Annotated in this window: 10 protein-coding genes; 6 read left to right on the top strand and 4 right to left on the bottom strand. The window is 73.4% G+C overall.

Annotated features, from left to right (window positions below; translation table 11 throughout):
• Positions 1 to 15 precede the first annotated feature (15 nt).
• From BKA00_RS04170 to rpsA, 3 genes are all read right to left on the bottom strand, one after another.
• The gene (locus BKA00_RS04170) at positions 16 to 510 is read right to left on the bottom strand and encodes a GNAT family N-acetyltransferase (protein WP_185023656.1); all 495 of its coding nucleotides are present in this window, start codon (positions 508 to 510) and stop codon (positions 16 to 18) included.
• A gap of 90 nt (positions 511 to 600) precedes the next feature.
• On the bottom strand, positions 601 to 2,553 hold the full coding sequence (locus BKA00_RS04165; protein ID WP_185023655.1) for an endonuclease/exonuclease/phosphatase family protein: 1,953 nt from the start codon (positions 2,551 to 2,553) through the stop codon (positions 601 to 603).
• Between the two features lie 216 nt (positions 2,554 to 2,769).
• Complete coding sequence (gene rpsA, locus BKA00_RS04160; protein ID WP_185023654.1) at positions 2,770 to 4,251, bottom strand: 30S ribosomal protein S1; 1,482 nt, start codon at positions 4,249 to 4,251, stop codon at positions 2,770 to 2,772.
• 24 nt (positions 4,252 to 4,275) lie between these two features.
• On the opposite strand from rpsA, the gene BKA00_RS04155 reads away from it, so the two are divergent.
• Positions 4,276 to 4,509 carry a hypothetical protein gene (locus BKA00_RS04155; RefSeq protein WP_185023653.1) on the top strand — a complete coding sequence of 78 codons (234 nt, stop codon included), beginning with the start codon at positions 4,276 to 4,278 and terminating at the stop codon, positions 4,507 to 4,509.
• On the opposite strand, the gene BKA00_RS04150 is transcribed toward BKA00_RS04155, so the two are convergent.
• Positions 4,491 to 5,516 carry a polysaccharide deacetylase family protein gene (locus BKA00_RS04150; protein ID WP_230298473.1) on the bottom strand — a complete coding sequence of 342 codons (1,026 nt, stop codon included), beginning with the start codon at positions 5,514 to 5,516 and terminating at the stop codon, positions 4,491 to 4,493. The genes BKA00_RS04155 and BKA00_RS04150 overlap by 19 nt on opposite strands.
• Before the next feature lie 601 nt (positions 5,517 to 6,117).
• Between BKA00_RS04150 and BKA00_RS04145 the strand changes: the two genes are divergently transcribed.
• The 5 genes from BKA00_RS04145 (at position 6,118) to BKA00_RS04125 (ending at position 11,976) form a co-directional block, all read left to right on the top strand.
• Positions 6,118 to 7,104, top strand: a complete 987-nt coding sequence (locus BKA00_RS04145; protein ID WP_338072099.1) for a FecCD family ABC transporter permease — start codon at positions 6,118 to 6,120, stop codon at positions 7,102 to 7,104.
• Positions 7,101 to 8,171 carry a FecCD family ABC transporter permease gene (locus tag BKA00_RS04140; RefSeq protein ID WP_185023650.1) on the top strand — a complete coding sequence of 357 codons (1,071 nt, stop codon included), beginning with the start codon at positions 7,101 to 7,103 and terminating at the stop codon, positions 8,169 to 8,171. The genes BKA00_RS04145 and BKA00_RS04140 overlap by 4 nt, the downstream gene beginning before the upstream one ends.
• Positions 8,168 to 9,061, top strand: a complete 894-nt coding sequence (locus tag BKA00_RS04135; RefSeq protein WP_420829660.1) for an ABC transporter ATP-binding protein — start codon at positions 8,168 to 8,170, stop codon at positions 9,059 to 9,061. Before BKA00_RS04140 ends, BKA00_RS04135 begins: the two co-directional genes overlap by 4 nt.
• An 82-nt stretch (positions 9,062 to 9,143) precedes the next feature.
• Positions 9,144 to 10,190 carry an iron-siderophore ABC transporter substrate-binding protein gene (locus tag BKA00_RS04130; RefSeq protein ID WP_185023649.1) on the top strand — a complete coding sequence of 349 codons (1,047 nt, stop codon included), beginning with the start codon at positions 9,144 to 9,146 and terminating at the stop codon, positions 10,188 to 10,190.
• Positions 10,191 to 10,194: 4 nt separating this feature from the next.
• A complete protein-coding gene (locus BKA00_RS04125) occupies positions 10,195 to 11,976 on the top strand; it encodes an ABC transporter ATP-binding protein (RefSeq protein WP_185023648.1) in 1,782 nt (593 codons plus the stop codon).
• The last annotated feature ends 6 nt before the right edge of the window (positions 11,977 to 11,982 follow it).

The raw sequence follows: 11,982 nt of genomic DNA, 5'->3' as shown, positions 1-11,982 counted from the left end.
ACCCTAGCGGCGCGGCTACTGGGCGGATCCGGCGGGGACGAGGGCCTTGCGCATGTGCACGAGGGTGAGGTGCGCGGCGACGCGCTCCCGGTGCGTCTCGGCGTAGCCGAGCCGCCGGTACAGGCGCAGGTTCGCCTCGCTGAGGTGCCCGGTGAACAGCACGCACGCGTCGGCGCGCCCGGCGATCTGGCCCTCCAGCTCCGTCAGCAGGCGCCGCCCGATGCCGCGGCGCTGCAGATCGGGGACGACGACGAGCCGCCCGACCAGGCACGTGCGGTCGCTGAACTGGGCGCGGACGGCGCCGACGAGGCGGCCGCCCATGACCGCCTTCAGCACCACGGCGTCGCCGGCCAGCACCTTGCGCAGCTGCTCGTCCGACTCCACCAGCGGGGGGATGAACGGGTCGCCGTACAGCTGGGCCTCCGCGACGTAGGCGGCCCGCTGCACGGTCATCATCTCCCCGGCGTCCCCGGGAGCCGCTCGCTCGATCTCGACCGTCTCATCGCTCATGCGCAGTCACCTCGCGGGATGCGACCCCCGCACCCCCCGGTTCGCTCCGCTCATTTGGGGACCCTAGCGTCGGGCGCCGCCGGCGTCCGCTCACCGCCCGATCCGGACGGTCACCGCGACGGGGTAGTGGTCGGAGGCGTCGGACACGGGCACGTCGTAGTCGGTGACGAGCACGCCGTCCGACCCGAAGACCCAGTCGGTGCTGGTGCCGTCGGACCTGGTCGGGTACTGCTCGCCGCCGATCGCGGTGTTGCGCAGGTCGGTGCCGTCGGTCATCGCGGTCAGCTCCGGGCTGCCGGGGCCCGCGTTGAAGTCGCCGCCGATGATCGTGCGGGGCGCGCCGCCCCAGGCCCGCAGCAGCGCCGCGATCTCCCGGGCCCGCTCGCGGCCCCGGTCGTCGCCGCCCTCCAGGTGCGTCGACCACACGTCCACCGTGGTCCGGCCGACGGCGAGCCGCGCCCACACGTAGCCGCGGATCTGCGACCAGTCGCCCTTCGGCATTCGGCCCGTCCCGGAGCTGCGCACCGGCAGCGACGTCAGGATCGCGTTGCCGAACTGGCCGTCGGCGGCGGGCCCCCAGATCAGCTGCATGCCGAGGCGCCGCGACAGCCACACGGCGACGTCGGTGGTACCGGACAGCAGCGACCCGCGCCCGGCCTCCTGCAGCAGGACGACCTGCGCGCGCTGCCCCTCGATGACGCGGGCGACGCCCTCCGGGTCGAGGCGGCCGGACTGGTTGACCGCGTCGTGGATGTTGTAGCTGAGCACCCGCACCTGCCCCGGGGCGGGCGCCGCCGAGGCCTCGCCGTCCGGCGCGGCCACGGTGAACACGAGGGTGCCGGCGAGCAGCACCAGCGCGGCGGCCCCGGCGGTGAGGGCCCGCAGCGGGGCGCGGGCGGGCAGCGGGCCGCCGCGCGCCGCGGCGATCGCCGCGAGCGCGCCGAGCAGGATGCCGGCGAGGCCGGGCAGCAGGTTGTTGGGGACCGGCAGCGGCGAGACCGCGCTGACCTGGTACGGGATGAGGATCACGGCGATGAGCAGCCCGCCGACGGCGGCGCCGGCGTCCACCCGCCAGACGGGCCCGCCGGTCCCGGCGCGGCGCAGCGGCGCACGGCAGGCCACGGCCAGCAGCCACGCCGACAGCACCTGCCCGACGATCACGATGGGGACGACCTCGATGCCGGAGACCGCGTACGTCCCGGCGACGGCGCCCGCGCCGACGCCGAGGACCGTCCCGCCGAGCACGCACACGCCGCCCGGCACGGCCCGCACGGCGAGCCCGGAGGCCAGGAACGCCAGCGCGAGGCCCTGCCCGATCACGATCGCGACGTGCGCGCCGGTCAGCGACTGCCACCCCGACGACGCCACGAAGGCGGGGCTGGCGAGGACGAGGATCTGCAGCGCGAGGAACGGCCCGAACGCCGCGGCGCCGAGCGCGTCCCGCCAGGACACGCCGGGCGCGGTGACGGGGCCGGACGCGAGCTCGCGGTACAGCGCGGCGGCGCCGACCCCGACGAACGCCAGGCACGCCAGCCAGGGGCCGAGGCCGTCGCGCCACACCGGGTCCCAGGTGGCGAAGCACATCCGGACGGCGCCGTCGATGGACAGGCCCGCGACGGTGGCGGTGGCGAAGCCGACGCCGGACAGGCCGCGGGCGCCCTCGTACAGCGCCGCGACGGCGATCATGCCGATGGCGGTGCCGGCGAACGCGAGCCCGGTGCGCGGGTCGAGCGCCTGCGCGAGGAGCCGGACGGCGAACAGCCCGCCGACGCCGGCGAGCAGCAGCCCGCGCGGGCCGGCGAAGCGGCGGATCAGCGGGGCGGTGAACCCGGCGAGGTAGACCGCGAGCACCGCGCCGCCGGCGGCCGCGGTCCCGGCCTGGTCGGCGAAGTGGTCGAGCTGCGGCAGCGAGAACCGCAGCGTCTGCGCGAGCACCGCGACGGTCACGGCGATCAGCGCGAGTCTGGCGGGGCCCTGCGGGACGATCGGGGGGCCGGCCGCGGCCGGGCCGCCGGTCCTGGTGCCTACGTCTGTGCTGGCCAATTGAACGACTGCTCCCGGGGGACGAGCGGACCTTCGGGACGTGCGGATGCTGCGGCGCGCCGCGGACCGGCGCGAGCCTTCAAGGTCATGGTGGCGCAACCGCAGCACGGCCGGAGGCCGATCTCGAAAGATCGTTCTCCGGCCGTGTTCAGGGTCTCACCGGCCGCCGCGCGGGCCGCCGGGGCGGCCGCGCGCGGACGGCGCGTCGGCTGGGCGTCACTGCCCGCCGGAGAGCTTCTCCCGCAGTGCGGCGAGCGCCTCGTCGGTGGCCAGGGCGCCACCGCCGGACTCGCTCTCGCCGCCGCCGGAGTAGGAGGTCTCGGCAGCGCCGCCGCCCGTGGGCTCGGCACCGGCCTCCGCCTCGGCCTTGCGGGCCTCCTCGATCTGCTTGCGGTGGGCGTCGAAGCGGGTGCGGGCCTCGGCGTACTGCCGCTCCCAGGTCTCGCGCTGCTCGTCGAAGCCCTCGAGCCACTCGCCGGTGTCGGCGTCGAAGCCCTCGGGGTACTTGTAGTTCCCCTGGTCGTCGTACTCGGCCGGCATGCCGTACAGGGTCGGGTCGAAGTCCTCTTCCTCGATCCCTGCGGCGCTCTCGTTGGCCTGCTTGAGCGACAGGCTGATCCGGCGCCGGTCGAGGTCGATGTCGATGATCTTCACGAAGATCTCGTCGCCGACCTGGACGACCTGCTCGGGGATCTCCACGTGCCGCTCGGCCAGCTCGGAGATGTGCACCAGGCCCTCGATGCCCTCCTCGACGCGGACGAACGCGCCGAACGGCACCAGCTTGGTGACCCGGCCCGGGACGACCTGCCCGATCTGGTGGGTCCGGGCGAACTGCTGCCACGGGTCTTCCTGGGTCGCCTTGAGCGACAGGGAGACGCGCTCGCGCTCCATGTCGACGTCCAGGACCTCGACCGTGACCTCCTGGCCGACCTCGACGACCTCGGAGGGGTGGTCGATGTGCTTCCAGGACAGCTCGGAGACGTGCACCAGACCGTCGACGCCGCCGAGGTCGACGAACGCGCCGAAGTTGACGATCGAGGACACGACGCCCTTGCGGACCTGGCCCTTCTGCAGCGTGTTGAGGAAGGTCTGGCGGACCTCGCTCTGCGTCTGCTCCAGCCAGGCGCGGCGGGACAGGACCACGTTGTTGCGGTTCTTGTCCAGCTCGATGATCTTGGCCTCGAGCTCGCGCCCGACGTAGGGCTGCAGGTCGCGGACCCGGCGCATCTCGACCAGCGAGGCCGGCAGGAAGCCGCGCAGCCCGATGTCGAGGATGAGACCGCCCTTGACGACCTCGATGACCGTGCCGGTGACGATGCCGTCCTCGTCCTTGATCTTCTCGATCGTGCCCCAGGCGCGCTCGTACTGGGCGCGCTTCTTGGACAGGATCAGCCGGCCCTCCTTGTCCTCCTTCTGGAGGACGAGGGCCTCGACGTGGTCTCCGGTGGAGACGACCTCGTTCGGGTCCACGTCGTGCTTGATGGACAGCTCACGCGAGGGGATGACGCCCTCGGTCTTGTAGCCGATGTCGAGGAGGACCTCGTCACGATCGACCTTGACGACAGTGCCTTCGACAATGTCGCCGTCGTTGAAGTACTTGATGGTCTCATCGATCGCCGCGAGGAAGGCTTCCTCGGACCCGATGTCGTTGACCGCTACCTGCGGGGTGGTCGAGGTGGCCTCGGTGCTGCTCGTCATGTGTCGGCTGGCTCCGGTACGGACATGGAAGTCGTGATGGGCAATGCGCGGAGGGCCGTTATCCGCCCTGCCGAAGACCGGAAGGGAACGCGGGCAAACGCCGCGCAAAAGAACCGAACCGATGTCGCCGACCTGACCGAGCGCGAGCCTGCTCCGTCCGAAGCGCGCGCAGGCCCACAGCGCAGCGATCAGGATATGGGACCGAAGTCCCGTGGTCAATCCGCCCGGCGGCGCCGCGATCAGTACGTCCGCGCGTAGGCCCGGTACGGCTTGGCGATCCGGTCCTCGGCCGCCTTGGGAAACGTCACCGTGTTCGGATCTCCGTCGGAGGTGTACCGCTCGTCGGGGTTCTTGTCCAGGTACTCCAGCCACGCCGTGGAGCAGTACTTGGCGCAGTCGTTCTCCTTGATCTTTCCCTCGGAGCGCACCCGGTCGATGTTCCACCGGTCGAAGCCGGTGTCGAAGGGCGAGACCGACGGCCGCCACCCGGCCAGGAAGATCCCCTGGAAGGCGTACCGGCCGTCCTGCTTCTCGGCCCACGCCTTCTTCTTCGGGACGGCCCCGAACGGGTACGCGAACGTGGTCGCGTGCGCCCCGGTGAGCCGGACGATCCGGTCCTCCATGTCCCCGATCTCGTTGTGCACGCCCTTCTCGGACATGCCGGACAGGCTCGGGTGGGACACGGTGTGGTTGCCGAGCTCGAACCCGTGCTGCCGGAGCCATGTCAGCCCGGCGGCGGCCCGCGTCTCGTCCATCCCGAACAGCTCCTTGTTCAGGTAGAACGTCGCGACCGGCCGGAACCCCGGGTTCTCCCGCGCGACCTGCTCGATCACCGCCACGGCCGTGTCGGGCACGGGGTTGCCCTGCGGGTCCAGGCCGAAATGCCCGGGCGTGCTGTCGTCGAACGTGAGGACCACGGGATGCCTGCCCGCCGGGACGTCGATCCGCCCGCTGACGAACTCCGCCGCCGTGATCGGGTAGTAGCCGTCCTTGGCGAGCCCGGTCAGCTCGTCGTACAGCTCCTTGCTCGACCGGTCCAGCGACAGCTCCGCCTTCTTCATGATCCGGTGGTACATCAGCACCGGGATCTGCCCCAGCTCGTTCGCCTTGGCCGCGGCCGCCCCGGGCGCCGCCGCGGGAATGGGCGCGGACGCCGTCACCGTGGGCGTGGCGCTCCCAGAAGCCCCCGGCAGGGGCGCGACCCCGGCCTTGGCCGCCCGCGCGGCGTGCGTCGCCTCGGACGCCGCCCCGGCCTGCCGAGCCACGTTCTCCTTGCGATGTTCCTTCCGCCCCCCGGGAAGCGTCAGCCCCAGGACCACGGCACAGACGACCACAACTCCAGCGATCTTGTGAAGGAGAGGCACAGTACCCCCGCCGGTAGACCCGAACAGGACCAGGGGGACAGCGTACGACCCCCCGGACATCTACGGACACCAACCGACGTACCCATATGACCCTCCCCCACCACCCCCGCCTCGCCCGACATCAACCAAAGTCCGAAAACCCCCGGTAAAACCCGCCCACCTCCGAAAAGCACCGCCTGAGAAATCCCGGCTCCTCGGCCCGCGAATGGCGGCGGCGAAACAGCGCACATCAGCAGGAGAAAGGGCGATGAAAGCCGCAAATAGGCAGAAATCACCTCGGCCGGGCAGGAAACGTCCAACCGGTCGACGTGGCGCCCGACTCCGGAGCGAGGCGGCCGGCCGTGGCCGGTTAGGTTAGGCTTCCCTCACTCATCGGTCGATGTCGGAGGAAAGCAGTGCCAACCGTGCTCGGCAGGCGCGAATGAGCGCGGTCACGAGGACGCCGCCCGCGTCGCGTCCCGGGTCCGGCGCCGCGGCGGCGCGCAGGAGTCGCCTCGCGGGGGTGGGCGTACTCGTCGCGGTGCTCGCGGCGGCGGGGGCGGCGTCGCTCGCCGTCGGCGCGCGGGCGCTGAGCCCCGGCGAGGTCTGGGACGGGCTGTTCGCCGGGCCGGACTCCGATCAGCGGCTCACCCAGATCAGGCTCATCGTGCGGACGGTGCGGGTGCCCCGGACGGTGCTCGCGATCGTGGCGGGCGCCGCCCTGGGGGTCGGCGGGGCGCTGATCCAGGGGTGCACGCGCAACCCGATCGCCGACACGGGCCTGCTGGGGGTGAACTCCGGGGCCTCGTTCGCCGTGGTGTCGGCGGTGTCGGTCTTCGGGTTCACCAACCCGTTCCAGTACGTCTGGTTCGCCTTCCTCGGGGCGGGGATCGCCGGGGGCGTGGTGTTCGGGCTGGCGAGCATCGGGCGGGGGGCCGGCAACCCGCTGACGCTCGCCCTGGCCGGGCAGGGCGTCACGGTCTTCCTGGCGGCGATGACCACGGCGGTCGCCCTGTCGGACCGGCAGTCGCTGAACGCGCTGCGCTTCTGGAACGCGGGGTCGGTGGCCGGTGTGAAGTTCCCTGTCATCTGGCCGGTGGCCGGGTTCGTCGCGGTCGGGCTCGTCCTGGCGCTGACCACGCTGCCCGCCCTGAACCTCCTCAGCATGGGCGACGACGTCGCGCGGGCCGTGGGGGTGAACACCGCTCTCACCCGGACGGTCGGCATCGTCGCCGTCACCCTGCTGGCGGGCGCGGCGACGGCCGCGTGCGGCCCCATCGCCTTCCTCGGGCTCATGGTGGCCCATGTGGCGCGGTACGCGACCGGCCCGGACTACCGCTGGCTGGTTCCGTACGCGGGGCTGCTCGGCGCCGCCGTCCTCCTGGTCTGCGACATCGCGGGCCGCCTGGTCGCGCGGCCGGGCGAGCTGGACGCGGGCATCGTCGTCGCGCTGGTCGGCGCCCCGTTCTTCGCGGCCCTGGTGTGGCGCGGAAAGCTCAGGAACGCATGAGCGGGACGGACCTGGAGCGGCCGGTGGCGCCGGGCGTGCGGCTCGGCCGGGTGTCGTTCGTCTGGCGGCCCTGGCCCGTCCTGGTCACGCTGCTGCTGGCGGCGGCGGCGTTCCTGGTGTTCTGCCTGTCCGTCGGCGCCGGCGACTTCCCCATCGGCCTGCCCCGGGTCGTCGCGACGATCGCCGGCCGCGGGGAGCGGTTCGACACCTTCGTGATCATGGATCTGCGGCTGCCGCGCGCCCTGGCCGGGCTGGTGGCGGGGGTCGCGCTCGGGGTCTCGGGCGCGATCACGCAGTCCGTCGCGCGCAACCCGCTGGCCAGCCCGGACGTCCTCGGGATCACCCAGGGCGCCGGCGCGGTCGCGGTGCTGCTGCTGACGGCGTCGGGCGGGGCCGCCGCGGCGGTCACCGGGGCCGTGGGGCTCCCCGCGGCGGCACTCGCGGGCGGTCTCGGCACCGGTCTGCTGGTGTACCTCCTCGCGTGGCGCCGCGGTGTCGACGGTTTCCGGCTCGTCCTCATCGGCGTCTCGGTGAGCGCGGTGATGCAGGCGGTCACGACCTGGCTGCTGGTCACGGCGGACATCACCGACGTGGCCCGGGCCCAGGTGTGGCTGGTCGGCTCGCTGGACGGCCGGTCGCCGGGCCATGCCTGGACCGCGCTCGGCTGCGCGCTCGCGCTCCTGGCCGTCGTGGCGGGCGCGGCGTTCCAGTTCAGGCCGCTGCACTTCGGCGACGAGGTCGCCGCCGGTCTGGGCGTCAGGTACCCGGTGGTGCGGGCGGTCATGCTGCTGTGCGCGGTGCTGCTGGCGGGCGTGGCGGTGAGCGCGGCGGGCCCGGTCCCGTTCGTCGCGCTGGTGGCGCCGCAGGCGGCGATGCGGCTGGCGAGGTGCCCGACGCCGCCGCTGGCGGCCTCCGGCCTGGTGGGGGCGTCGCTGCTGACCGGCGCGGACCTGGCGGCGCGCACCGCGCTTCCGGTGGCGCTGCCGGTCGGTGTGGTGACCGCCGCGATCGGCGGCCCCTTCCTGGTCTATCTGCTGGTGCGGGCGAATCTGAGGAAGGCGGCATGATGGCGCGGCGGAGCAGAGGCGAACCGGATCTCGCGGCCGGCCGGCCGGACGGGCCCGGCGACGGCGCGGCGCGGCTCGCCGCCAGCGGCGTCGCCGTCGGGTACGGCGGGCGGACGGTCATCGACGGGCTCGACGTGCGGATCCCGTCCGGAGTGATCACCACGATCATCGGGCCCAACGGCTGCGGCAAGTCGACCCTGCTGCGGACCTTGGCGCGGCTGCTCAGGCCGGCCAGGGGCACGGTCGTGCTGGACGGCGCCGACATCGCCGGGCTCCGGACGAGGGACGTGGCGAGAAGGCTCGGCCTGCTGCCGCAGGCGCCGGTCGCGCCGGAGGGGCTGACGGTGGCCGACCTGGTCGCCAGGGGCCGCCACCCGCACCAGAGCTGGCTGCGGCAGTGGTCGTCGGACGACGCCGGCATCGTGGAGCGCGCGCTGGCCATGACCGGGGTGTCGGATCTGGCGGACCGCCCGGTGGACACGCTGTCGGGCGGGCAGCGCCAGCGCGTCTGGATCTCGATGATCCTGGCGCAGGGCACCGACCTCCTGCTGCTGGACGAGCCGACCACGTACCTGGACCTGGCGTACGCGATCGACGTCCTGGACCTGGTGGACGACCTGCACGAGGCGGGGCGCACCGTGGTCATGGTGCTCCACGACCTCAACCTGGCCGCGCGCTACAGCGACAACCTCATCGTGATGCGGGCGGGGTCGATCCTGGCGCAGGGGCATCCGAGGGACGTGATCACCGCCGGGCTGCTGGACGAGGCGTTCGGGCTGCGCGCCGAGGTGATCGACGACCCGGTGGGCGACCGGCCGCTCATCGTCCCGATCGGCCGCGCCCACGCCCGGCCGGGACCCGGCGGTCCACCGGCCCGAACAGTAAGTTAGGTTAGCCTTTCCTTACCTACCCACGTCACGACCGGCCCCCCGCACCAGGTCGTGCCGGAAAGCGCACAAGCGAGGATTTCGCATGACCCCCCATCGAACGACGTTCACGAGTTCCCGGCGGCGGCTGGCGGCGGCGCTGTGCGCCGCGGTCCTCGGCGCCGGCCTGCTCGCCGGATGCGGTTCCGACTCGGCCGAGCCTGGCGGGGACGCCCAGGCCGCCGCGGGCGGCGTGTTCCCGGTCACCGTGGAGCACGCCTTCGGCTCCACGGAGATCACCAAGGCCCCGCGGCGGGTCGTCTCCGTCGGCTACACCGACGACCAGACCATCCTGGAGTTCGGTGTCAGGCCGGTCGGCATGGTCGACCAGTACCCCAACCCGCCGGGCCGGTCCCCCGACATCAACACCCAGTGGCCCTGGGTGAAGGACAAGTGGGGCGGCGCCCGCCCCGAGGTCGTCATGAACAACGGCGACTCCGGACCGAACTTCGAGAAGATCGCCGCCCTGCGGCCGGACCTGATCATCGCGGTCTACTCCGAGATCGACAGGGCCGCCTACGACAAGCTCTCCAAGATCGCCCCGACGGTGGGCCGGACCAAGGCCGAGAAGGAGCCGTTCAGCGCGCCGTGGCAGGACAACGCGGTGCACATCGCCAAGGCCCTCGGCAGGGAGGCCGAGGGCAGGACGAAGGTCGCCGGCATCCAGGCCAAGCTCGACGCCGCCCGCAAGGCGAACCCGGGGTTCGGGAGCCAGACCGCCGTCGTGCTGTCCTGGTACAAGAACTCGGTCGCCCCCTTCACCACCACCGACGTGCGCGGGCAGCTGGTGTCCGGCATCGGATTCAAGGGCGCCACCGAGATCGACAAGATCGCGGACGGCAAGTTCTTCACCGTGCTGTCCCCCGAGCGCGTCGACCTCGTCGACGTCGACCGGATCTTCGTCATCAACGACAGGGCCGACCAGGAGGCGCTGAAGAAGTTCGAGCTGTTCGCCAACCTCTCCGCCGTCAAGGGCGGGAAGGTCTCCTACCTGCTGGACAGCGAGGGACCCGCGGTCGGCGCCGCCCTCTCCCAGAGCACCCTGCCGTCCCTGCCGTACGCGATCGACGCGATCGTCGAGTCGGCCGGCTGACCGCGTGACCGCCACGGGCACCCGCCCCGACCCGGCCGCCCTGCGCACGGCGACCGGGCGCGAGGCCACCCGATGGGTCGCGGCGCGCTGCCGCGAGGCGCCGTGGATGACGGCCGCGGCCGTCCTCACCACGGTGGCCGGCGCGGCGCTGCAGGTGCTGCCCGTGCTCCTGCTCGGCCGGGTGGTCGACGAGGCCGCCGGCGGCGGATCGGAATCCACCCTGATCACCATCGGGGTGCTGATGGCGGTCGGCGCACCGCTCGCCGCGGCGGCCTCCGCGGCGTCGACGCACCTGATCGGACGGCTCGGCGCGGACCTGCTCGCGCGGCTGCGGGAGGGCGCCGTCCGGGCGGTGCTCGCCATGCCGAGCGCGCGGATCGAGCAGGCCGGTCGGGGCGACGTGCTCTCCCGGGTCGGCGACGACGTCGCCGTCCTGTCGAAGGGCATCCGCACGGCCGTCCCCACGGTCTTCTCGGCGGGGGTGCTGGTCGCCATCGCCACCGCGGGGATGTTCGGCCTCGACTGGCGGCTCGGCCTGGCGGGCCTCGGCGCGCTGCCCGCGTACGCGCTGGCGCTGCGCTGGTACCTGCCGAGGTCGGCCCCGCTCTACACGAGGCAGCGGGCGGCCCAGGCCGACCGGGCGCAGGAGCTGATCAGCGGCCTGGACGGGATCGGCACAGTCCGGGCGTACCGCCTGGAGAACGCCTTCCAGGCGAAGGTCGCCCGCGAGTCGTGGCGGGTGCGCGAGATCGGCATCGAGGTGTTCCGCCTCTTCGGCCGGTTCGTCGGCAGGGAGAACCGCGCCGAGTTCATCGGGCTGGTCCTGATCCTCGCGGTGGGGTACGCCCTGCTGGAGGCCGGCGCCGCCGGCCTGGGCGAGGTGGCGGCGGCCCCCCTGCTGTTCCACCGCCTGTTCAACCCCCTGGGCGCCATCCTGTTCACCTTCGACGAGGCCCAGAAGTCGGGCGCGAGCCTGACCCGGCTGGTCGGGGTGCTCGGGGAGGCCGGGGACGGGCGGCTGGTGGGCTCCGCCGAGCCGGCTGACGCCGCCGCCTACCCGGTGGTGGTCGAGGGGCTGACGTTCGCCTATCCCGGAACCGGCGAGCCGGTCCTGCGGGACGTCGACCTGGCGATCCCCGCGGGCGGCTCGCTCGCGCTGGTGGGCGCGACCGGCGCGGGAAAGTCGACCCTGGCCGCGCTCGTCGCGGGCATCGGGACCCCGCAGGCCGGATCGGTGCGCATCGGGCGGACGGACCTCGCCGGCCTGGACGAGGCCGGAGCGCGCGCACTGGTGAGCATCCTGACGCAGGAGACGCACGTCTTCTCCGGCCCGCTCCGCGCCGACCTGCGGCTGGCCGCGCCGGAGGCGACGGACGCCGAACTGGTGGACGCGCTCCGCACGGTCGGCGCGGACGGATGGGTGGACGCGCTGCCCGGCGGGCTGGACACCCTGGTCGGCGAGGGCGGCGAGCGCCTCGACGCCACCCGGGTCACCCAGGTGGCCCTGGCCCGGCTGGTCCTGAGCAGATCCCCGGTCGTGGTGCTGGACGAGTCGACCGCGGAGGCGGGCAGCCAGGGGGCCGCCGAGCTGGAGCGGGCCGTGCTCGCCGCATGCCGGGGCCGCACGACGCTGCTCGTGGCGCACCGGCTGACCCAGGCGCGGATGGCCGACCGGATCGCCGTGCTGGACGGCGGCCGCGTCGTGGAGCAGGGCACGCACGAGGAACTGGTGGCCCGGGGCGGCGGGTACGCGCGGCTGTGGCGGGCCTGGCGGGCGGGAGGCTGAGCTCAC

It is taken from the genome of Actinomadura coerulea (assembly GCF_014208105.1).
GTDB classification, from domain to species: Bacteria; Actinomycetota; Actinomycetes; order Streptosporangiales; family Streptosporangiaceae; genus Spirillospora; species Spirillospora coerulea.
This window is presented reverse-complemented; position numbering and strand designations above follow the sequence as displayed.

Bases quoted from the DNA above. Each gene is read 5' to 3' on its own strand.
- BKA00_RS04130 (WP_185023649.1), top strand. From the start codon at position 9,144: ATGACCCCCCATCGAACGACGTTCACGAGTTCCCGGCGGCGGCTGGCG.
- BKA00_RS04135 (WP_420829660.1), top strand. From the start codon at position 8,168: ATGATGGCGCGGCGGAGCAGAGGCGAACCGGATCTCGCGGCCGGCCGG.
- BKA00_RS04140 (WP_185023650.1), top strand. From the start codon at position 7,101: ATGAGCGGGACGGACCTGGAGCGGCCGGTGGCGCCGGGCGTGCGGCTC.
- rpsA (WP_185023654.1), bottom strand. From the start codon at position 4,251: ATGACGAGCAGCACCGAGGCCACCTCGACCACCCCGCAGGTAGCGGTC.
- BKA00_RS04170 (WP_185023656.1), bottom strand. From the start codon at position 510: ATGAGCGATGAGACGGTCGAGATCGAGCGAGCGGCTCCCGGGGACGCC.
- BKA00_RS04155 (WP_185023653.1), top strand. From the start codon at position 4,276: ATGGAAGTCGTGATGGGCAATGCGCGGAGGGCCGTTATCCGCCCTGCC.